The sequence below is a fragment of the Mesorhizobium sp. M0960 genome, assembly GCF_040319055.1.
Classification (GTDB): Bacteria; Pseudomonadota; Alphaproteobacteria; order Rhizobiales; family Rhizobiaceae; genus Mesorhizobium.
Genome location: NZ_JAMYNN010000002.1, coordinates 533,853 through 555,001 on the forward strand (window position 1 = coordinate 533,853; position 21,149 = coordinate 555,001).

Here is a 21,149-nt window from a genome sequence, read left to right on the forward strand (position 1 = left end):
AATTGCCCGCGTTATCACGTCTAAAAAGTGCACTGTTGTCGTAATTCCCGTAATTCCACCCGATATCGAAGTCCCTAAAACGATATAGACGACACGATTGCTTTGGCAACGCCCAATTCTTTCAGACAATCCGTATCATTAGCCATCCCGACGTATGTCATGAATACAACATCATTCCCATTCGACAAATACCAGGCAGATGTCAATTGATCCCCGGTCTCTGACAATACGCCAACAGAGGTTATACCGTCAGACTCGATGTTTGTGATATGTCCTACATCTATGGAATTATTGTGACAAAACTGAATCATAAATGTTCTCAGAACGTTAAAGTCTACGTTTGGTTTTTCTCCGCGACGATACTTCGCAATAGAGAATTGAATCGCGCCGCAGCCGTCCGTTTCTTTGGCTAAGGTAGGTGGCGATCCCTCAGGAAGATCGCTGGCTATGTCTACCCATCCAGCAGGCAGGTCGAAGGTGAGACCATAGAATTCTACTCTCATTAAGGTTCCTTTGGATCGGGTGTCAGGATACGAGTGGAAGCCTCAGTCGAAGGAAAATGCAGGTTACAAGATAATATCTTGGTGGGCATAAAATTCGGCTCGAACGATACTCACGGCACCATGTGGGCACGCTTCAGCGCTACCAGGCGCTGTTGCGTGGAGCCGGCCGGCGTCCTACATCGGTGACGATCCGCCTCCTCCCGCCATCCAGCGAAAGTTTGCCCATGCCGTCCGCCGTCGACCTCGCCGCCCATCCGCTGACTGAATGGCAAGGGCCGCTCGGCCTGCCCGATTTCACGCGCATCGGCGACGGCGATTTTTCTCCGGTCTTCGATGCTGCCCTGAAGGCCCATGAGGCCGAGATCGAGGCGATTGCCGGCAACACCGGGACGCCGACCATCGACAATACACTTGCCGCGCTCGAACTCGCCGGCGAGGCTCTCGACCATGTCTCGTCGATCTTCTGGTGCCGCGCTGGCGCCCACACCAACGAGGCAATCCAGGCGCTGGAGCGCGACATTTCGCCGAAGATGTCGCGGCATTTCTCGGCGATCTCGATGAACGAGCGCCTCTTTGCCCGCATCGACGATCTCTATCAACGCCGCGAGACTCTGAAGCTCGATGCCGAAACGCTGCGCGTACTGGAAAAGACCTGGAAAAACTTCGTCCGCTCCGGTGCCAAGCTCGACGCCGAAGGCAAGAAGCGGCTGGCGTCGATCAACGAGGAATTGTCGTCGCTCGGCACCAATTTCGGCCAGAACCTGCTTGCCGACGAGCGCGAGTGGGCGCTGTTCCTCGACGAGGCTGACCTTGCCGGCCTGCCGGAATTCCTGAAAAGCTCGATGGCGGAAGCCGCCGAGATGCGCGGCCAGAAGGGCCGCTACGCCGTCACCTTGTCGCGTTCGATCTACGAGCCGTTCTCGACCTTCTCAGAACGCCGAGACCTGCGCGAGACGGCGTTCCGCGCCTTCATCATGCGTGGCCAGAATGGCGGCGCCACCGACAACACGGACGTAGTGCGCGACATGCTGCGCCTGCGCGCCGAAAAGGCGAAGCTGCTCGGCTACGAATCATATGCCGCGTTGAAGCTCGACGACACAATGGCCAAGACGCCGGAGGCGGTGCATACGCTGCTCGACCCGGTTTGGAAAAAGGCATTGGAGAAGGCCGCCGCCGACCAGGCCGAATTGCAGCGGCTGGCGGCCGAGGCCGGCAGCAATGAAAAATTCGCCGCCTGGGACTGGCGCTTCTATCAGGAGAAGCTGCGCGCCGAGAAATTCGCTTTCGACGAGGCCGAACTGAAGCCGTATCTGCAGCTCGACCGCATCATCGACGCCTGTTTCGACGTGGCGACACGATTGTTCGGCATTTCTTTCGAGGAAAAGAAGGGCATTGCCACCTGGCATCCGGACGCACGTGTTTTCGTCGTGAAGAATGCCGACGGCAGCGAGCGCGGCCTTTTCCTCGCCGATTATTTCGCGCGACCCTCGAAACGCTCCGGCGCTTGGATGAGTGCACTCAAATCCGGCTATAAGCTTGGTCCTGGCTCGAAGCCGGTCATCTACAATATCATGAATTTCGCCAAGCCGCCGGCCGGCGAGGCCGCCTTGCTGTCGGTCGATGAAGCCAAGACGCTGTTCCACGAATTCGGTCATGCCCTGCACGGTATGCTGACCGACGTCACCTGGCCATCGGTCGCTGGCACCTCGGTCAGCCGCGATTTCGTCGAGCTGCCCTCGCAGCTCTACGAACACTGGCTGACGGTACCGGCGGTGCTGGAAAAACATGCGCTGCATGTCAAGACCGGCAAGCCGATGCCAAAGGCGCTGGTCGACAAGATGCTGGCGGCGCGCACCTTCGGCGCCGGCTTCGCCACGGTCGAGTTCACCGCCTCGGCCTTGGTCGACATGGCCTCCCATGCGCGCCCGGAGGCGCCGCAAGAGCCGCTTCGTTTCGAAGCCGAAACGCTCGAAAGGCTCAATATGCCGGACACCATCGCGATGCGTCACCGCACTCCGCATTTCGGCCATATCTTTGCCGGCGATGGCTATTCGGCCGGCTATTATTCCTACATGTGGTCGGAAGTGCTCGACGCCGACGCCTTCGCCGCCTTCGAGGAAGCAGGCGATCCGTTCAACCCGGCGCTGGCCGAGCGGCTGCGCAAGAACATCTACGCCGCCGGCGGCTCGAAGGACCCCGAAGAACTCTACACCGCCTTCCGCGGCAAGATGCCTTCACCGGAAGCAATGATGGCCAAGCGCGGACTGGTCTAAGCCTTGCCCGGCCCTTCTCGGGCCGGCTCGGCCTCACCGGCCGCGGCTGTCTCGTTGAGGAAGCCGGCGATCCGCTCCGCCGTCTTGGTCGTGGCAAAGGAGAGCAATCGGCCGCGATGGACCACGGGCTCGCCGCTCTCATTGTCCCAGATATCGAACCGGCAGCTTGGGTTCGCTATGGCTTCGAAGCGGTCCTTCATATCGACAGCTCCGGTCATGGTGTCGCCACGGGTGCCAGAGATTGAGCGGTGCGCCCGACGGTACTCGCCCCTTGCTGCGTTTGCGTGAAGCAGACGCCGCGCTGCAGCATCGGCAGGATTGCCGCCGGCACGTCGGCAACAAGACATGCCGTCGACACGTGGCCGCTGAGAAACCCCGGCTCCTCGAGATGATCGAGCAGGTCGAGCCAGGGCGACCAGAAACCGAAGAAGTCGGCGACCCGGATCGGCTTGTCGTGCCGGTCGAGCTTGCGCCAGGTCATCACTTCGGCCAGTTCCTCGATGGTGCCGATTCCGCCCGGCAGCGCTACAAATGCATCCGCATAGTCGAACATCAGCCGCTTGCGCATGTGCATGTCCGGAACCGCTATGATTTGGGCGACGCCGCGCGGCATCCGCATCCGCTCCAGAAGGAAGTGCGGCGCAATCGCGATCACCTCGCCGCCGGCGTCTGCCGCCGCGGAAGCCACGGCGCCCATCAACCCTTCACCGCCGCCGCCATAGACGAGGCGGATGCCGGCACTGCCGATTTCGCGGCCCAGCGCCGCGGCCGCTTGCGCGAGGCGCCGGTCGTTGCCGGCGCGGGCGCCGCCGAACACGCAGACGGTGCCGATACGGGTCTGCGTCGGATAGAACAGCCCCTCCAGGGAAGGCGCATCGTCGTCATTGAAAATTCCGAACATGGCTCTGTCTCCATTTGGCTTCAGTTGAACGATGGTCCTGCGGGCGCGGCTCTAGTCGCCCTGCCCCGCCGCGGCGGAACGGGTTGGTGGGCTTTCGCCGGCGTCGGCAAACAGCAGAAGGTCGGCCCTCGCCCACAGCGCGTAGCAGGCGAGCAATGTCAGCGGCGCGGTGACAAGGGCGGGTGAGGCCCCCGACCACACTTCAGGCACGGCGGAGCCGGCCGAAAGGGCTGCCGCCAATGCCGCAGGCAGGCGGCTGGCCAACACTGCACTGCGGAACGGATCGGGCCACCTGGCCGGCCAGCCGGGCACAATCATGCCGGGCACGGCGCTGCCGAATTTTCCCAACGCATGCAGCAGTCCGGCAGTCGCAGCCAGCACCGGTTGGCCGAGCAGGAACAGCGCTACGCCGAGCCCGATCGCGCCGAGCCCCGACAGGAGATCGGCGCGCCGGTTAAGCGCCGGATCGGGGACATCGCGGCCAGCCCAGGCGCGGTGATACACTTCGCCGCTGCAGAAGAAGATCGACGTCGCCAGCGTCAACGCCACGGCGCTGCCGCTGCCGGCAAAATAGTCGAACAGGGTGCCGGCACCCCATTCAGGGCCGGTGGTGAGCTGCATCGCCACGCCCATTGCCAGCCCCAGCGCGTTGCCAAGATTGTAGTAGCCGCCCGGACCGGAAATGCGCGCCCGGATGGCAGCCGCAAATCGCGACACCGCCCGGGCGGTCCGACTGGGGCCGGCAGATTTCGGTTTTAAGTCGATAATCGACGGCTCGAAGGAGAGGCGATCGACCAGCCCGGAGGCATCACGCCAGCTGGCCGGCGCGTCGTTCCAGATTGAAAGCGCGAAATGCCGGCCGAACGGCGCACGGTCGTTGTCGAATTGCATTGGATCCTCCTTTTCAGCTGCGGTGGCATTTGACGGCACGATGAGCGGGCGTTTGCTACGGGCGGTCATGGCGAGACGAGCCCCACGGCCATGACCAATGCGACGGTGGACAGGATGAGCCCGGAGATGAGATCGAAGATGCGCAGGCTGGCACGGCTGCGCAGCAGCGGCGCCACGAGGCCGCCGCCGAGCGCATAGCCGTAACAGCCGAGCGCCGACATCAGGATCAGCGTCACCATGAATTCGAGCTGCGTACCACTCGCAGCGAAAGACTGGCCGAACGCCGCCGGCACGAACAGCCGCTCGACGTAGGTCAGCGGGTTCATCCCGACCACGCCCATGACGCGGGCTACGCAGGAGCGGCTGGTCTCGGCCTTGCCGGAGCGGTCCTCGGCCTCGCCGACGGCCAATGCTGCACGAAAGGATTTCACCGCAAACCAGGAGACCGCCGCCAGGCCAAGCCAGGAGAGCGCCGTTCCGAGTGAGGGATCGAGGCCGGCGATCGAGCTGCCGAGCATATAGGAGATGGCGATCAGGGCGACATAGGTCGCCCACACCAGGCTCGCCACGAACATCACCCGCCCGCGCAGCAAGCCTTCCCTGATCATCATCAGGTTGTTCGGCCCTATCGAGGCCACCGAGGCCATGCCGAGCGCAAGCCCAGCCTGGAATCCGCTCGCGTCGGCAAAGCTCATGGAGCTCCCTCCAGCGATGATATGACGGGATCGGCCGGATTCGCCGGCCCGGGCGAGGTGACGAGATAGAGGATGGTGCCGAGCATCATCATCGCGCCGAGAGCCCCCATGGGCGAGATCCGCTCACCGAGAAAAAGGGCGGCGCCAGTCGCGCCGAACAGGCTTTCGGCGCTGACGATCACCGCTGCGTGGCTGGCAGAGGTAAAGCGCTGGGCAACGGTCTGGATGCCGAAGCCGGCGGCAGTCGAGAACACGCCGAGCACAAGCAGTTGCGGCCAGGCATCGAGTGCCGTCGCGACCGACAAATTGCCATGCGAGAGGGCTAGCGGCAGGGTGACCGCCGCAGTGCCGAGGAACTGCGCCGCCATGGTGGCAAACGGGCGCCCATGGGTTTGCATGTGGCGGCCGAGCTCGACCGTCCACAATGCATAGCATGCGGCCGACAGCACCACCGTCGTGTCGTTGCCATTGAAGCCGGCGATGCCGCCAGACAATAGCAGCGCGCCGATCAGGGTCATGCCGGCGGCAAACCCGACCGTCGCGGTCAGCCGCTCCCCGACCAGAACCCACGCTGCAACCGGCGTCATCACGGTCGCGGTGCTGATCAGGAAGCTGGCATTGGTGACCGAGGTGCCGAGATAGGCAATCTGCTGCAGAACGATCGAAATGGCGAATAGCGCGCCGACCCTTGCCAAGCTGGCGCGAAAACCTTTGGTCTTCGCTACCCGGCTTTCTCCAATCATCAGCGGCAGCACCAGAAGTCCGGCGATCAGGCAGCGCATGCCGGCCGCGCTCAGCGGGTCGAGATATCCGAGCACAGTCTTCTGCGAGACATTGCCGAAACCCCACAAAGCGGCGGCAAGCAGGAGAAGCAGGTTGGCGTGAAGCTTCGACATCGGCTCTTCCCCCTAGAGCCGATTGCAGGCATGTGCCGATTCAAGCTGTTTGCGAGAGCCTGGCGGGCTTCGGCCGGCACGCCCTGAAGACGCGCTGGAACTGCGCTTGCAGGCTGCCGGTGGTGCTGTGTGCCGGCCGCGCTGAGAACCTTTGGAACCGCTCTGCGCGCTCGGTCCGGCGTCGCGGATTTTGTCTCGAAGTGCTGAAGTAGCCGCCATTTCAAACCCCCGCCGCCTGATCGATGGACACAGGCGAAGGGCCTGCGGCAATCGACTTTTATCGACGGGGTGAGGTTCCGATAACGTGGCTTACGGATTACGGGGCGTTTTTCGAGGTGGTCATGGTGCCGAAGCGACGCTCAGCGCAGCAAGGTTAGGGGGTCGTTCGGAAGGTTGGAGAAGGAGGCAACGCCCTCTGGCCTGCCGGACGAGCGACCTGAGAGGCTGATCTTTGCCGCCCGATGCCTAACGCGTTCGTAAACGCCGGTCGATGGCCGCAAGTCGCGAGCGGCCTTCTCTCGGCGTCGCGAAATCGCCCCTGCCCGAGTAAGCTTGCGCAAGCGGAACAACGCCCAAGGCCGCTGTCTTCGGCATGCAACCAGGCAAGGGGATTCGAAAAATCCGCTGGTGGAGCTGAGGAGGATCGAACTCCTGACCTCGTCATTGCGAACGACGCGCTCTCCCAGCTGAGCTACAGCCCCGTCCAGCGGATGGGGCTTTTATCGGCCGCTGAGGTTTCCTGTCAAGGCTGTGCGTGTCGCCGAATTCTCGCCTGCCGCTGGTCCGGCTTCGCCATGCGGCAGAGGCGGCTCTTGCCGCTTTCCCCTGCAGTGGCTACATGTCGGGCGTTCGCAAGGAGCAACCGATGATCGCAGTCTTTTACACGCTGCATGCCGCGATTAATATCTATTGGTATATTGTGATTGGCGCGGCTATCTTCTCTTGGCTTTACGCCTTCAACGTCGTCAATTCGCGTAACCAGCTTGTCGACTCGATCGGCAACATGCTCTATCGACTGACCGAGCCGGCATTGCGGCCGATCCGCCGCGTCCTCCCGGACCTTGGCGGCATCGATATCTCGCCGATCATCCTGTTGCTGGCGCTGACATTTATCAGCGTGTTCCTAGACACGACGGTTCAGCCGATGTTCGGTATCGGATCGATGTGAGTCACGGGACGAACCGTTTCTTTCGACCTCGCGCCGACGGCATCGACCTTTTCGTTCGGCTAACGCCGAAAGCGGCGATGGACAGGCTGGAGGGGATCGAAACATCGGCGGATGGGCGAAGCTATTTAAAAGCCCGCGTCCGCGCCGTGCCGGAAAACGGAGCCGCCAATCGAGCGCTGGAAAGGCTGGTCGGCAAAGCGCTTGGCGTGCCGGCATCGGGCGTCTCGATCGCCGCCGGCGGCACAGCTCGGCTGAAGACGCTGCGCGTGCTTGGCGATCCCGCGGCGCTGACCAAACGCATCGATACGCTGGGCTCGCCTGCGCCATGATCTCGGCTCGCTCACCTACCCCGCAGAAAAAAGGCCGGGCTGCGAAGCCCGGCCAGATGTGAAGGTCGAAAAACCTTCAGAGGGGAACGCGCCGGACGAATGGGAGGAAACATCCGACGCGGATTGCATATGGGTTGGCGTCGACGACGTTTCAATGAGGTCGGGGGAACCGCCCTTCGCGATCAGGCTTTTAAACATTTCGATTATCTGATCAGCAGCTCGACGAGGCCGATCCGTCCTATCGCGACCGATGCGGCAGGACACGCACCGCAACCCGACCGGAAAGCTCAATATGACCGCTACTCGAGTTCTATTCTTCGACGTTCTGGGAACCGTCGTTGACTGGCGCAACGGTATTGCAAGGGAGGCTGGCGCCTTCCTCGCGCGAAACGGTGCACAGCAGGTCGATCCCGGTGAATTCGCGGATGCATGGGCGTTGCGCTATGACGCCTCGACCGAGGCGGTGCGGACGGGGCACCGGCCTTTCGTTTCACTCGACGTGATCAACAAGGAGAATCTGGACGCCGCCTTCGTCCAGTTCGGGCTAATCCCATCCGCGCTGCCGGCCACCGAAGTTGAGGAACTCAATCTCGCCTGGCACCGGCTGGAGCCGTGGCCCGATTCGCTGAAAGGCCTTGCGAGGCTGAAGGAACGCTTCATCATCGCGCCCTTGTCGGGGGGCAATACCCGGCTGTTGCTGGACATGGCCAAGCGCGCCGGCCTGCCTTGGGACACCGTCCTTGGCTCGGACGTGTTCGGCACCTACAAGCCTGCGCCACAGGCTTATCTCCGCGCAGTGGATATCCTGGGGGTGCGACCTTCGGAGGCCGTGTTAGTCGCCGCGCATAACGACGACCTGGCTGCGGCACGAAGGTGCGGTATCGGAACCGCTTTTGTTGCTCGGCCGAAAGAGCATGGTCCGGCGCAGACGACCGATCTCTCGCCTCGTGAGAGCTGGGACTTTGTGGCCGACGACCTTGTCCATCTCGCCCAAGTTCTCCCGTAGGCCGAGGGCAAAAAACCTAAGCGATGTCGTCGCGGATGCAGGCCTTCAGATGACCCTCGGCTGTCGCCCTCAGCGGCGGCATAGCCCCGGCGCAAGCCTCCAGCGCAAACGGGCAACGGGTCCGGAAAACACAGCCCGACGGCGGGTTTGCCGGGCTGGGAATATCGCCCTTGAGCACCTGCCGGTCTTGCCTGGCCAACGGATCGAGCGACGGAATGGCCGACAGCAGCGCGCGCGTATAGGGATGCTGCGGCCGGGCATAGAGCTCGGCCGCCGGCGCAACCTCCATGATGCGCCCGAGATAGAGCACGATGACCGTGTCGCAGATGTACTCGACCACGGCCAGATCGTGCGAAATGAACAGCATGGTCAGCCCAAGCCGGAGCTGCAGATCGCGCAACAAATTGATGATTTGGGCCTGGATCGAGACGTCGAGCGCCGAGACCGGCTCGTCGGCGACAATGAATTCCGGCTCGAGCGTCAGCGCCCGGGCGATGCCGATGCGCTGGCGCTGGCCGCCCGAGAATTCATAGGCGTAGCGATCATAGGCGTCGACCGGCAACTCGACCGCGGCAAGTGCCTTCTCGGCCTTCGCCCGCCGCTCGGATTTCCTGCCAATGCCTTGAATGTCCAAGCCTTCGGTGAGGATCTGCCCGATGGTCATGCGCGGCGACAGGCTGGCGAAGGGATCCTGGAAAATATACTGCATCTTGCGGCGCTGGCGGCGCAACTGGGCGGCACCCAGCCTGGTGATGTCGGTGCCGCCATAGCTGATCTGGCCGGATGTCGGCTCGATCAGACGCAGCACCGAGCGGCCGATCGTGGTCTTGCCGGAGCCGGATTCGCCGACCAGCCCGACCACCTGACCACGCCTGACCTCGAACGAAATATCCTCCAGTGCCCTGACGATGGGGCCGCGCGAAAACGCGGTCGGCGCAAAATGCTTGGTCAGGTTTTTGACCGATAGGAAGGGGGCGCCGTCCATCAGAGCTCCTCCCAGCGCAGGCAGCGGCTTTGCTGGGTCGGCGTCGCCGCAAATAGTGGCGGCACCGCGGCGCGGCAGGCAGTGATAGCCATCGGGCAGCGCGGCGCGAAGGAACAGCCCTTGGGCAGCAAGGCGAGCGACGGAACATTTCCGGCAATGGTCGGCAGCGGCGTCCCCGCCATCTTCAGCGCCGTGGCCTCGCCGAGCCGCGGCACCGAGCGCATCAACCCCGCCGTATAGGGATGACGCGGGCGGGTGAACACTTCGCTCACCGGACCTGTTTCGACGATACGCCCGGCATACATCACCGCTACCCGGTCGGCAATTTCGGCGACGACGCCGAGATTGTGAGTGACGAACAGGATGCCCATGCCGCGCTGCGCCTGCAGCTCGGCCAAAAGATCGAGAATCTGGGCCTGGATTGTGACGTCCAGCGCGGTTGTCGGCTCATCGGCGATCAGCAAGCCTGGATCGCAGGACAGGGCCATGGCGATAGTGGCGCGCTGGCGCATCCCGCCCGACAGCTCGTGCGGATACTGTCGCGCCCGCCGCTTCGGATCGGGAATGCCGACCTGCTCCAGCAGCCGCACCGCGTCTGCTTCTGCCTCGCGATGCGATTTGCCGAGATGGATGCGGATCGGCTCGGCAATCTGCTCGCCGATCGTGTAGACCGGGTTGAGGCTGGCCATCGGCTCCTGGAACACCATGCCGATCTCGTTGCCGCGTATCTTGCGCAGCGACTCGGCATCGAGGCTGGTCAGCTCGGTGACCGTGCCGTTCTTGCGCCGCAGCGCGATCGAACCCTCGGCGATATGCCCGACCCTTTTCGGCAACAGGCCGATGATCGACAGGCTGGTGACGGATTTGCCGGACCCGGATTCGCCGACGAGCGCCACCGTCTCGCCGGAGCCGATCGTCAGGTCGACATCCGTTACCGCCGCGATGTCGCGCCCCGCAATGCGGAACACCGCGCGCAGGCCGGAAATCGAGAGGATCGGCGCGACACTCAGCGGAGCAGCCCCACGTCGCGAAGGATCATGTCGATCTTCGCGGTTTCCTCCTCGTTCAGGCTGCGCTGCGGCCGCGCCATGGTGTTCGAGGCGATGATGCCGAGGCTCTTCATCGCTGCCTTGAAGGCGCCGACGCCGGCCGAGCCGGCGCTTGTCCTGCCGAGCGAGATCCAGACGATCTCGAACAGCTTTAACAGCCGCTCCTGCTCTAGCCGGGCTTCGGCATGCTGGCCGGCCTGCATCAGCTTCCACAGCCTGACATAGCCATGCGGGTCGACATTGGCGAGGCCCGGCACGACGCCATGCGCACCCATGGCCAGCACGCTGTCGACCAGGATCTCGGAGCCGGTCATGCCGAAGAACCCCGGGTCATCGGCCATATCCTTGAGCACGTAACGCAGATTGCCGTCATCGCCGCTGGAATCCTTGATGCCCGCGATGGCGCCTTCCCGGGCGAGGCCGACCGTGGTCTTGCGCTCCAGCTTGATGTGAACGCAGACCGGGATGTCGTAGGCGATGACGGGAATGTCGATCGCATCCTTGATATAGCGGAAGTGGTCGCCGATCTCCGGCTGGCTGGTGCGGGTATAAAACGGCGCGGTGACGACGATGGCGTCGACGCCGGCCGATCTGGCGATGCGGGCGTGATTGATCACACGATCGGTCGTCGGGTCGATGACCCCAGCGAAGATCGGAACCCGGCCGTTATTGACCCTGACCGCGTGCTCGAGGATGGCCCTGCGGCCCGCCTCGTCGTGGAAGACCACCTCGCTGGTCGAGCCGAGCACGAACAGCCCGTGGACACCGCCGTCGAGCAGGTTCTCGATGGTGCGGGTGAACGAGGGAAAGTCGATGCTGAAATCGGCATTGAGCGGGGTGACGACAGGTGGCACGACGCCGGTAAACAGGGGCATTTTGATGAACCTTTGAGGTCAGTTGAGATCGGAGCGAGGATCGAATGCATCGCGCAAGCCGTCGCCGATGAAATTGATGGCGAGCACGGTGAGCACCAGTGCGGCGCCCGGGAACATCCATTGCCAGGGGTAATTTTCCAGCACGACGGTGGAGCGGGCGAGATTGAGCATGTTGCCCCAGCTGGCTTCTGGCGGTGCGATGCCCAGGCCGAGAAAGGACAGGCCGGCCTCGAGCAGGATAGCGTTGGCGATCTGCAAGGTGGCGTAGACGACCAGGATATCGATGCAGTTGGGCAGGCCATGCCGGAACAGCAGATGCGGCAGCCCCGCGCCCATGCCCCGGGCCGCAACGACGAAATCGCGCTCGCGCAGTTCGAGCAGCCGGGCGCGCACCATGCGCGACAGCACTGGCCAGGAGAGCAGCGAGATCACCAGGATGGTCGGGGCGATGCCGGTGCCGGCAATCGAAGCCAGCACCAGCAGGAAGATCACCGGCGGCAGCGTCATCGCCAGATCGACCAGGCGCATCACCGTTCCGTCGACGAGACGCCCGCCAAAGCTGGCGACGGCGCCGATCAGGAAGCCGATGACGGTCGAGATGGCAACCGAACAGATGGCAACCAGCAGTGAGATCCGCCCGCCTTGCAGCAACCGTGCCATGACATCACGCCCAACGCCATCGCTGCCCAGCCAATGAATGGCGGACGGCGCCTTGTTCATCGCCCTGAGGTCGATGGCGTTCGGGCCGAACGGCCACCACAGAGGATAGGTCGAAACCGCCAACAGGATCGGGATGACGATCAAAAGCCCGGCGCGTGCCGCTCGGTTTTCAAAAAAGCGGTCGAACGCGCGGCGAAGCGGGCCTTTGGTTTGCGGCACGGCTGTCGGGTCAACTGTAGGATCTGGCGCGGTGATTGCCATCATGCCACCTGAATGCGCGGGTCGACGACGGCATAGACGACGTCGGTCAAGAGGTTGACCAGGATGACGCAAACGCCGATCACCAGGGTAGCGCCCATGATCACCGGGTAATCGCGGGTGCCGACGGCGTTGACCAGAAGCAGTCCCATGCCCGGCCAGTTGAACACGCTTTCCAGGAAGATGGCGCCGCCGACGGCGATGCCGACGGTCGAGCCGATCAGGGTAATGACCGGCAAGAGCGCATTGCGGGTGGCGTGCTTGATGATCACCCAGAACTCGCGCACGCCCTTGGCGCGCGCCGTCCGCACGTAGTCCTGGTTGAGCACTTCCAGCAGCGAAGCGCGCATGTAGCGCATGATCAGCGCGGCATGGCCGATCGATAGCAGGCAAGCGGGCAGGATGAGGTGCGCTAGCACATCCGTCATCGAGAACGGCGCGCCGGCCGTCTGCATGCCGCCGGACGGCGCCCAGCGCAGCAGCACTGAGAAGAAATAGAGACCGAGCAGCGCCGTCAGGAAAGCCGGGCTGGAGATACCGATAAACGACAGCACCGACAGCGCGATGTCGGACGGTTCGTTACGGCGCACCGCGCTGAAAATGCCGGCGGAAATGCCGAGCACGATGGCGATCGCCAGGCCCGTGCCCATCAGCAGCGCCGTCGGGCCGATGCGTTCCATGACCAGTGGCAGCACGGCAACGCCGCTGCGCTGGATCGAATAGCCGAAGTCACCGCTCAGCGCCGCGCGCAGCCAGGCGAGATATTGCACGGGAAGCGGCCGATCGAGCCCGAGCCGTTCGCGCAGGCCCTCGAGGTCGGAAGCCGACATGGGGACCGACGGGTTGATATAGGCGTCGATCGGATCGCCCGGCGCCAGCCGCAGCAGGATGAAGATGAGGACGCTGAGCGCGACCAGCATCAGCAGTCCTGTGGCGCTGCGGCGGGCGATGAAGCTCAACATGGGCTTTCCGTGGCCGTGGCAGGCGGCGCCAAAGTGGTTCCGCCTGCTCGCTTGGTTGCGGAGTTCTTACTGGATGTCCCAGCGCTCGGGGTGAGCTGCATAAGGACCGCCGCCCGGCGCCGGCGTCCAGACGAAGTCACGCAGCTTGTTGGAGGCCACGCCATAGCGGTTGGCCACCCACAACGTCGCCCAGGGTAGCTCCTTGTTCATGACCTTGCAGACCTCCTGCCAGGATTGATCGAGCTTGGCCGGATCGGTTTGGCCGAGCGCGGCGTCCAACGCGGTGCTCAGGTCGTCGAACTCGATGCGCATGGTGTTGAAGCCTGCCGGCGGAATCTGCGACTTGTTGAGGCCGGGATTGAGGCCGGCCGGGTTGGGGCCGTTCTGCAGGCCGGCATAAACCATCGGAAATGCATTCCAGTCCGGCGTGCCTTGCTTGTAGACGATGCCATTGTAGGTCGGCGTATCGACGACGCGCGGCACCACATTGATGCCGACCTCGGCCAGCATCGACTGGACAGCGGCCATCACATTGGCGGCTTGCGGCGAGCCGTAATAGGTCAGCAAGGTGATCGGCTTGTCGCCATTGATCTTGTCCCAGCCCGCCTCGGTCAGCAGCGCCTTGGCCTTTGCCGGATCGTAGGCATAGGGTTCGAGGTCTGCCGGAACGAGATGCGGCGCGACATAGCCGCAATTGGCTGGCTTGGCGGCACCGCCGTAGAGGCTGTCGATGATGGCGTTGCGATCGATCGCATACATAATCGCCTGGCGGACACGGATATCCCTAAACAGGTCGACCTTCTGGTTCAGGCCGATATAGTTGACCACGTACGAGGCACCTTCGATCACCTTGAAATTGCTGTCGCTCTTGAAGGATGCCGCATCGTCGGGCTCGACATAGGTGAACTGGATCTCGCCGGCGCGGAGCGCGGCGACGGCCGCCGCCGGCGACTCGAAATAGCGGTTGATGAGCACGTCTACCTTCGGCTTGCCGCTGCGATAGTCGTCATCGGCTGCCAGTTCGACATATTGGTCGGTCACGTAGCGCTTGAACTTGAACGGGCCGGTGCCCACCGGAGCGGTCGACCACCAGGTGCTTGTCGCCAGTGATTCCGGCGGCAGAGCGGCCAGGGCATGCTCCGGCAGGATCATTAGCTGCGAGAGGATGGATAGAAACGAGCCGTTCGGTTTCGATAGCTTCACCACTGCGGTGTGGTCATCCGGTGCATCGACCGAGGCGATGTTGGCGAGGCGGGCGGCAAACAGGCTGCCGGAGGCCTTGTTCTTGGCAAGCTCGAGGGTGAACTTGACGTCCTTCGAGGTGAACGGTTTGCCGTCATGCCAGGTCTCGTTGACCAGGTTGAACGTATAGCTCAGCTGGTCGTCGCTGATCTTGTAGTTCTTGGCGAGGTCGCCTTCGATCTCGGTCAGCCCGGCATTGAAGATGACCAGCGGTTCGAAATAGGTGCTGAGCCAGGTGTAGCCGCCGGTCGCGACCAGCGGGTTGAAGTTCTTGGGAAAACCGCCCGGGCCGACGTCGAAGCCGCCCGCAATGGTCTTGGCGCTTTGTGCCTGGACATTGGTCAATGGGGCAATGCTGGCGAGCAGCAGCCCGGCGACTGAGAATGCGATGGTCCTGATGCGCATGGTTTCCTCCCTTGGCATATTCAGGTTGTTCTTCAGCTTGCTCGGTTTTTGGCGATAACCTGCTGGATCCCCCGGTAATGGTCGTCGAGCCGCCGACGCGCCTGGTCGACATCCTTGGCGGCGACAGCCTCGACGATCTCGTGATGGTCGCGCCATGTCGCCAGCGGCGTCGGATTATCGAGATTGGTGAAATTCGAGGCCTTGTCGAACGCCGTCCAGAAGATGTCGATCAGTGCGCTCAGCATGTGATTGTTCTGGCAGCGGAACAGCAGCTGGTGGAATTGCTGGTCCTCTTCGGCGAAGCTCTCATGGCGCTCGGCACGTTGCCGCATGCGCTCGGTCAACTGGCGCAGCGCCTCGATATCCTCGGCACTGATCATCTCGATCGTCTTGGCGATGAGGCCGGTTTCCAGCACGCGGCGGATTTCGCGCAGCTCTTCGACATCGCGCAGCGAATCCTGCAAGCCGTATGCCAGGTTATCCAGCAGCGGCTTGAACGAGAACTCCTTGACGAAGACGCCGATGCCGCGCCGCGTCTCCAGGATGCCGATCGATTCCAGCGCCTTGATGGCTTCCCGCACGGAGTTGCGGCCGACGCCGAGCCGCTGCGCCAGGAACGTTTCCGGCGGCAAGGGATCGCCTGCCTTGAGCTGGTTGCTTTCGATATAGGCCCTGAGGCTTTCCTGCACGGTGACGTGAAGAAGCGGCGGTCTGCTCAACGGTTCGATCGACTTCAGTTCCGCCATCCCACTGCTTTCATCATCCGCCGGATTAGCCTGCCCGCTTGTCGTATAGCTACTTGTAGGATATCCTGCAAGCCCATAACAAACCTGCTGCCTTCGAATGAAGATTACCCTCGCCGGCTCGAGCCACTGGCACGCCGAAATGCACCTCGACGCCGCACGCTTTTACGGTGCGGAGATCGCCGGCATCTGGGACGAGGATCCTGGCCAAGCGCATGGGTTCGCCGCGCGTCATGACCTGCCGTTCATCGAAGATTTCACGGAGATACTCTCCAGCCCGCCGGATGCGATCCTGTTGATGGGGCACCCTTCGATGGTGCCGGCGCGGGCACGCGCGATCATCGCGGCAGGGATACCGCTGATCCTGGAGAAGCCGGCGGCCAGCCATACGAGGGAACTGATGGCGCTGTGCGAGCTTGCCAGGCAGCACCAGGCTTTTGTCGCTGTTCCCCTGCCCAACCGTTTCGGGCCGGCCGTTGCCGGCTTTGAACGGCTGCGCCGGCAAGGTCGCGCCGGGCCGGTGGCGCATTGCCAGTTCCGGCTGGTCAACGGCCCGCCGCAACGCTACATCGCCGACGGTGTCGCCTGGGTCGTCGATCCGGCGGTTGGCGGCGGGGGTGCGTTGAGGAATCTTGGCATACACGGCGTCGACGCGGCACTCAGCCTCGCAACCGGCAAGCTCGGCCTGAAAAGCGTTTCGATCGCGAACCGCATTCATCCCGGCCCGGTCGAGGACCATGCGCTGCTGGTGCTGGAAGACGAGGCCGGCGCGGTGTTCATCGTCGAGGCCGGTTACACCTTTGCCTCGATGCGCCCCGGCGGTGACTTCGAGTGGCGTATCGTCAGTGCCAATGCCACCCTCATCGATCATGGCGACCATGCCACCTGCGCAACGCTCGACGATGCGGCCGTTGCCGATTTGCCGGTCGAACTGCCGGCAACGCGCTATCGTCTGTTCATGCGCGATACGCTTGACCGGCTGGCCAGAAAGGCGCCTCCGCCGGTGTCCATCGAGGATTATGTTGCGGCGATGTCTCTGATCGACGCCGCTTATGAAAAGGCAGGATCATGATTGGAATAGGAATTATCGGCGCCGGCGATTTCGGCGCAGCCCATGCGCGGGCAATCCGTGAGGTTGGAGGGATTCGTCTCGTCGCCGCCTCTCGTGGAAATGCCGATGCGCTGCAGCGCTTCACCGCCGAATATGGCGGCCGCGGCTACACTGATTGGCGCAAGCTGCTGGACGACAAGGAGGTCGACGCGGTCCTCATTGCCACCCCGCACCATCTCCATGCCGAAATGGCCATCGGCGCAGCAAACGCCGGCAAGCACATCCTGCTCGAAAAGCCGATGGCGCCGACGGCGGCTGCCTGCGACGCGATCAACGCCGCCGTAACCGATAGCGGCGTCAAGCTGATGGTCGCCCATCTCATGCATTTCGCCCTGCCCTGCATGGCAGCCAGGCAGAAGCTGGAGCAAGGAGAGCTCGGCCGGCCGCTCATCGGATCGAGCTGGATCATCAAGCTATGGATGGAGCACAATCGCCGCGACTGGCATCTGCGCAAGTCGACCGGCGGCGGCATGCTGTTGACGGCCGGCATCCACGCGCTCGACCGCCTGGTCTGGCTGATGGATGACGATGTCGTGTCGGTGAGCGGCATGCTCGGCGCCAAGTTCCATGACCAGGAAGCAGACGACAGCGCCTTGCTTGGGCTGCGCTTCGCCGGCGGCGGCATCGGCCAGGTGCAGAGCATCGGCTATCGCACCGGCGCTACCACCTACGCCATGGATCTGGTCTGCGAGCAGGGAACGCTGCGCATCGACATGGATCGCGGCACGATGCTTGGACGCGATACGGTCTGGACCGAGTTGCCCGGTTCATTCGAACCGAACTGGATGCACAACGCGCTGGTGCGCGAATGGAGCGCGATGCGCGATGCCATTGCCGACGACACGCCGGTGCCGGTCGACGGTCTCTATGCACGCAAGATCATCGGCATTATCGAGGCTGCCTTCGCGTCGAACGAAACCCGCCACGAACACGAGATCGCCGGTGCACGCTGACCTCGACGACCATCTGGCCCGCTTGCCCGCACACGCACCGCGCGGCGTCTGGGGCGCGGTGATGCTGGCCATCGACGATCGCGGAGCGATCGACTGGCAGGCGACGGAAGAGACGATCGCGCGGCTTTGCGCGTCAGGCGTCGACGGCGTCTATTCCAATGGCACGGCCTGCGAATTCCATTGCCAGACCGAGCCCGAATTCGACCGGCTTTGTGGGCTGGTCGCCGCAACAGCCGGCGGCGCGCGCCTTCCTTTCCAGATCGGCATCAGCCAGTCCAATCCGCGCGTCGCACTGGAGCGGCTGACGCGGGTCTCGGCGTTTGGCCCGGCGGCGGTGCAATTCACACTGCCCGACTGGTGGCCGCCCAGCGACGACGAGGTCATGCGTTTTGTCGGCCGCCTCTGCGAGGCCGCGCCCGAAACGCCGCTGGTGCTCTACAACCCGCCGCACGCCAAGCGTCGCCTGACGCTCGACGGCATCGCCAGGCTGCGTGCGGCCATGCCGTCGCTGGTCGGCGCCAAGCTGCCGGGCGGCGACGCCGGCTGGTATGCCGATATGCGCCGCCAACTGGACGGATTTTCCGTCTTCGTCCCCGGCCATACGCTGGCAACAGGCTATGCCGGGGGAGCCCATGGCAGCTATTCCAATGTTGCCTGCCTCAACCCGAAGGGCGCGGTGCAGTGGTGGCGGATGATCCGTACCGATTTGGTCGCCGCTGCCGAGGTCGAGGCCCGCATACAGGCCTTCCTCGCCGCACATGTCCTACCGTTTCGCACCCGTTACAATGTCGGTGATGCAGCACTCGACAAGGCGATGGCGGCGGCCGGCGGCTGGGCGCCGCTCGGCCCGCGACTGCTCTGGCCCTACAGCTCCGTTCCCGATCAGGAAATCCCGACGCTGGCCAGGGCCGCTCACGCGGCTTTCCCGGAATGGTGGTAGGATCCGTCAGCCAAGGTGCGTGACGACGGCGGCTCTTCAGCACTCGGCTCGCAGGCCCGGTATCGCGCGTGACACAAACGTCCCCGATGCAGGGGCATCCGCCTCGCGCCGTGCCAGTGAGTTGCGCAGCAGTGCGATCGCCTCGCGGCCGGCAGTCGCAATCTCGCGCGGCCTGTCGACGCCGACGATCATGAACTCCTTGATCCCCAAAGCGGCGTAGGAAAGCAGCGACAGCGCGACCTGCGCCGGCGGCCCGGCAAGTTCGACCGCCTTCTGGCAGGAAGCGGCAGGTTTGTCTGCCGAACGGATTCGGACGGGAAGCGCGAAACGCAGCTTGCCGGCCCGACCGTGTTCGGCGGCAGCGCCGCGCACGCGCTCCATTGACTGTCGGATTTCTGCAAGCGAGCCGGGCGCCAGCTCGAACACATCCGCATGCCTGCCCGCGACCCTGAGCGCCGTGCCCGACTGTCCGCCCATGCGGATGGTCACGTCGGCACCATGCAGCCCCTTGCGCGGCACATAGCCGCCGTTGACGCTGTAAAAGGCGCCTTCATGGTCGAACGGCCTGTCGTTCGACCACAACCGCTTCAGCAGCACCAGATATTCGTCGATGCGTTGCCAGACCACCGTATGGCCGGCCGGACGTGCCTCGGCATCGTCGTCGCTCAGCGGCTCGCTGAGCATCCTGAGCGACAGCCGGCCACGGCTTCTCGCGTCGAGGGCAGCGAGCTGCCGCGCCGCCACGGTTGGTTCGATCACGCCTGCCCAATGGGTGAGCACGACCTCGAGGGAGGAGGTCCGGTCCAGCGTCTGGGCGGCAAGGTCCATATTGGTCAGCAGCCCGGCCTGGTCGTCGATGACGATCTTCTGGAATCCGGCATCCTCGATCAGCGACAGCTTCGTCGCGGTCTCGACAAAGTCGTAGAAAAAGCTGGCGTCGGCAGCGTGGATCTTACCGGGAACATGCGTGAACTCGATCGGCATTGCCATCTCCTCCATCACGTTGAATCAGGGCACGCAAAAGCGCACCGGCATTCGGTTCATTCAACTCCGGAATTTCTGCAAACGGCAGGCCGCTATCCCGAGCAAGCCTCGACGATCAGAGCCTTACTAATCAGGGGATCAGCCCCAGTACCACTGCCCCGGTGAATACGAACGCAAGGGCAAAGACGAGATAGGCGAAAGCGCCGGCATAGGCCGGCCGCCACACCTGGTCGGAACCCAGCCTTTGGCCTTTGCGGGCAGTCTGAGCGTTCTGGCTATAGGACATATCGACCTCCGTCTCGGCGCTTAATCTATAAAATCAGTAGACTTTGTCGAGTGCTATTTTCGTGCGATCTTTAGAACAATTTTCCCCAAACCGCAGACAAATTGGTGTTTTTGCTGCTTAGCGCTGGCTTTTGGGCGTGCCGGGGAAGACGGCAGAAAACGTCAGGTCCATGTGTGTGTGGCTCCTTGGCCATCCAATGGATGCGGGATAGCATCGCTGCTTGAGCGGAAGCCGCGACGTCACGGCAAGGCAGCAGGGAGCAAAACATGGGCACAAGACTGGCCGGCAAGGTCGCCATCATTTCGGGCGGCGCGACGGGAATGGGCGGTGCGGCCTCGGAGCTTTTCGCGGCCGAGGGCGCCAAGGTGGCGATCGTCGACCGCAACGGCGAAGCGGCGGCTGCCACCGCAGCGGCAATCAGGCAACGCGGCCATATCGCCGAGCACTGGGTCGCCGACGTATCGGACGAGCGGCAGGTCGAAGCGGCGGTGAAGGGCGTGATGGAAAAATTCGGCCCGGTTACGGTTCTGTTCAACCATGCCGGCACCATCGTCATCAAACCCTTCCTGGAGACCACGCTGCAGGAATGGGACTGGCTGCATGCCGTCAATGTGCGTTCGATGTTCCTGATGACGCGCGCCGTGCTGCCCGGCATGATCGCCGCCGGCGGCGGTTCCATCGTCTGCACCTCGTCGATCTCGGCGGTGGCGGCGACGCCGATGGAGGTGCTTTACGACACCACCAAGGGTGCCTGCCACATGTTCGCGCGTGCCATTGCCGTCGAATTCCGCGACCGCAACGTCCGCTGCAATGCGGTCTGCCCCGGCTTCATCAGGACACCGCATGGCCTGCGCGAGGTCGCCGATCTCGACAAACTTGGCGTCGATGTTTCAGACGCGGCAATGGCCGCGCAGCAAGGCCGGATCGGCGAGCCGGAAGAGGTGGCGAGGGCAGCCCTGTTCCTGGCCAGCGACGAGGCCAGCTTCGTCAACGGCGCCCATCTGTTCGTGGATAACGGCTTTACCGCGATGTGA

The 21,149-nt window shown here is 63.4% G+C and carries 23 protein-coding genes and 1 tRNA gene; 8 read left to right on the top strand and 16 right to left on the bottom strand.

Annotated features, from left to right (window positions below; all coding sequences use genetic code 11):
• Window positions 1–74: 74 nt before the first annotated feature.
• Window positions 75–503 (bottom strand): hypothetical protein, encoded by a 429-nt coding sequence (locus NKH63_RS07650; protein ID WP_352917772.1) that lies wholly within the window; start codon window positions 501–503, stop codon window positions 75–77.
• Window positions 504–721: 218 nt separating this feature from the next.
• Between NKH63_RS07650 and NKH63_RS07655 the strand changes: the two genes are divergently transcribed.
• The gene (locus NKH63_RS07655) at window positions 722–2,776 is read left to right on the top strand and encodes a M3 family metallopeptidase (protein ID WP_352917814.1); all 2,055 of its coding nucleotides are present in this window, start codon (window positions 722–724) and stop codon (window positions 2,774–2,776) included.
• Here the strand turns inward: NKH63_RS07655 and NKH63_RS07660 are convergent.
• From NKH63_RS07660 to NKH63_RS07685, 6 genes are all read right to left on the bottom strand, one after another.
• A complete protein-coding gene (locus NKH63_RS07660) occupies window positions 2,773–2,994 on the bottom strand; it encodes a hypothetical protein (protein WP_023721327.1) in 222 nt (73 codons plus the stop codon). The two genes, NKH63_RS07655 and NKH63_RS07660, sit on opposite strands and share 4 nt — an antisense overlap.
• Window positions 2,991–3,677 (bottom strand): LOG family protein, encoded by a 687-nt coding sequence (locus NKH63_RS07665; protein WP_352850036.1) that lies wholly within the window; start codon window positions 3,675–3,677, stop codon window positions 2,991–2,993. The genes NKH63_RS07660 and NKH63_RS07665 overlap by 4 nt, the downstream gene beginning before the upstream one ends.
• A 51-nt stretch (window positions 3,678–3,728) precedes the next feature.
• On the bottom strand, window positions 3,729–4,568 hold the full coding sequence (locus NKH63_RS07670; RefSeq protein WP_352917773.1) for a hypothetical protein: 840 nt from the start codon (window positions 4,566–4,568) through the stop codon (window positions 3,729–3,731).
• A gap of 65 nt (window positions 4,569–4,633) precedes the next feature.
• Complete coding sequence (locus tag NKH63_RS07675; protein ID WP_352917774.1) at window positions 4,634–5,263, bottom strand: LysE/ArgO family amino acid transporter; 630 nt, start codon at window positions 5,261–5,263, stop codon at window positions 4,634–4,636.
• Window positions 5,260–6,159 carry a DMT family transporter gene (locus tag NKH63_RS07680; protein WP_352494097.1) on the bottom strand — a complete coding sequence of 300 codons (900 nt, stop codon included), beginning with the start codon at window positions 6,157–6,159 and terminating at the stop codon, window positions 5,260–5,262. Before NKH63_RS07680 ends, NKH63_RS07675 begins: the two co-directional genes overlap by 4 nt.
• 625 nt (window positions 6,160–6,784) lie before the next feature.
• Window positions 6,785–6,860: transfer RNA gene (locus NKH63_RS07685), tRNA-Ala, on the bottom strand.
• A gap of 164 nt (window positions 6,861–7,024) precedes the next feature.
• Between NKH63_RS07685 and NKH63_RS07690 the strand changes: the two genes are divergently transcribed.
• From NKH63_RS07690 to NKH63_RS07700, 3 genes are all read left to right on the top strand, one after another.
• Window positions 7,025–7,327, top strand: a complete 303-nt coding sequence (locus tag NKH63_RS07690) for a YggT family protein (RefSeq protein ID WP_292657287.1) — start codon at window positions 7,025–7,027, stop codon at window positions 7,325–7,327.
• Complete coding sequence (locus NKH63_RS07695) at window positions 7,324–7,656, top strand: DUF167 family protein (protein WP_352917775.1); 333 nt, start codon at window positions 7,324–7,326, stop codon at window positions 7,654–7,656. The genes NKH63_RS07690 and NKH63_RS07695 overlap by 4 nt, the downstream gene beginning before the upstream one ends.
• A 250-nt stretch (window positions 7,657–7,906) precedes the next feature.
• On the top strand, window positions 7,907–8,662 hold the full coding sequence (locus NKH63_RS07700) for a haloacid dehalogenase type II (protein WP_352917776.1): 756 nt from the start codon (window positions 7,907–7,909) through the stop codon (window positions 8,660–8,662).
• A gap of 16 nt (window positions 8,663–8,678) precedes the next feature.
• On the opposite strand, the gene NKH63_RS07705 is transcribed toward NKH63_RS07700, so the two are convergent.
• The 7 genes from NKH63_RS07705 to NKH63_RS07735 form a co-directional block, all read right to left on the bottom strand.
• The gene (locus NKH63_RS07705) at window positions 8,679–9,647 is read right to left on the bottom strand and encodes an ABC transporter ATP-binding protein (RefSeq protein ID WP_352917777.1); all 969 of its coding nucleotides are present in this window, start codon (window positions 9,645–9,647) and stop codon (window positions 8,679–8,681) included.
• Window positions 9,647–10,657, bottom strand: coding sequence for an ABC transporter ATP-binding protein (locus NKH63_RS07710; protein WP_352917815.1), 1,011 nt, complete (start codon window positions 10,655–10,657; stop codon window positions 9,647–9,649). Before NKH63_RS07710 ends, NKH63_RS07705 begins: the two co-directional genes overlap by 1 nt.
• Window positions 10,654–11,571, bottom strand: coding sequence for a dihydrodipicolinate synthase family protein (locus NKH63_RS07715; protein WP_352917778.1), 918 nt, complete (start codon window positions 11,569–11,571; stop codon window positions 10,654–10,656). Before NKH63_RS07715 ends, NKH63_RS07710 begins: the two co-directional genes overlap by 4 nt.
• Window positions 11,572–11,589: 18 nt before the next feature.
• Window positions 11,590–12,495, bottom strand: coding sequence for an ABC transporter permease (locus NKH63_RS07720; protein ID WP_502896308.1), 906 nt, complete (start codon window positions 12,493–12,495; stop codon window positions 11,590–11,592).
• Complete coding sequence (locus NKH63_RS07725) at window positions 12,492–13,451, bottom strand: ABC transporter permease (protein ID WP_352480994.1); 960 nt, start codon at window positions 13,449–13,451, stop codon at window positions 12,492–12,494. The genes NKH63_RS07720 and NKH63_RS07725 overlap by 4 nt, the downstream gene beginning before the upstream one ends.
• Before the next feature lie 66 nt (window positions 13,452–13,517).
• Window positions 13,518–15,098 carry an ABC transporter substrate-binding protein gene (locus NKH63_RS07730; protein ID WP_352917779.1) on the bottom strand — a complete coding sequence of 527 codons (1,581 nt, stop codon included), beginning with the start codon at window positions 15,096–15,098 and terminating at the stop codon, window positions 13,518–13,520.
• Between the two features lie 32 nt (window positions 15,099–15,130).
• On the bottom strand, window positions 15,131–15,844 hold the full coding sequence (locus tag NKH63_RS07735) for a FadR/GntR family transcriptional regulator (RefSeq protein ID WP_031194640.1): 714 nt from the start codon (window positions 15,842–15,844) through the stop codon (window positions 15,131–15,133).
• A gap of 97 nt (window positions 15,845–15,941) precedes the next feature.
• Here NKH63_RS07735 and NKH63_RS07740 point away from each other — a divergent pair, with 97 nt between their 5' ends.
• From NKH63_RS07740 to NKH63_RS07750, 3 genes are read left to right on the top strand one after another with little or no spacing between them, the layout of a single operon-like run.
• On the top strand, window positions 15,942–16,913 hold the full coding sequence (locus NKH63_RS07740) for a Gfo/Idh/MocA family protein (RefSeq protein WP_352917780.1): 972 nt from the start codon (window positions 15,942–15,944) through the stop codon (window positions 16,911–16,913).
• Window positions 16,910–17,905, top strand: coding sequence for a Gfo/Idh/MocA family protein (locus NKH63_RS07745; RefSeq protein WP_352917781.1), 996 nt, complete (start codon window positions 16,910–16,912; stop codon window positions 17,903–17,905). The genes NKH63_RS07740 and NKH63_RS07745 overlap by 4 nt, the downstream gene beginning before the upstream one ends.
• Window positions 17,895–18,845, top strand: a complete 951-nt coding sequence (locus NKH63_RS07750) for a dihydrodipicolinate synthase family protein (RefSeq protein WP_352917782.1) — start codon at window positions 17,895–17,897, stop codon at window positions 18,843–18,845. Before NKH63_RS07745 ends, NKH63_RS07750 begins: the two co-directional genes overlap by 11 nt.
• Before the next feature lie 36 nt (window positions 18,846–18,881).
• Here the strand turns inward: NKH63_RS07750 and NKH63_RS07755 are convergent, their stop codons facing one another.
• Both NKH63_RS07755 and NKH63_RS07760 read right to left on the bottom strand, forming a co-directional pair.
• Window positions 18,882–19,829, bottom strand: coding sequence for an LLM class flavin-dependent oxidoreductase (locus tag NKH63_RS07755; protein WP_352858641.1), 948 nt, complete (start codon window positions 19,827–19,829; stop codon window positions 18,882–18,884).
• 130 nt (window positions 19,830–19,959) lie between these two features.
• Window positions 19,960–20,115 carry a hypothetical protein gene (locus NKH63_RS07760; RefSeq protein WP_023678176.1) on the bottom strand — a complete coding sequence of 52 codons (156 nt, stop codon included), beginning with the start codon at window positions 20,113–20,115 and terminating at the stop codon, window positions 19,960–19,962.
• 266 nt (window positions 20,116–20,381) lie between these two features.
• Here NKH63_RS07760 and NKH63_RS07765 point away from each other — a divergent pair, with 266 nt between their 5' ends.
• Entirely contained in the window at window positions 20,382–21,149 is a 768-nt protein-coding gene (locus NKH63_RS07765; protein WP_023721347.1) for an SDR family NAD(P)-dependent oxidoreductase, read from the top strand.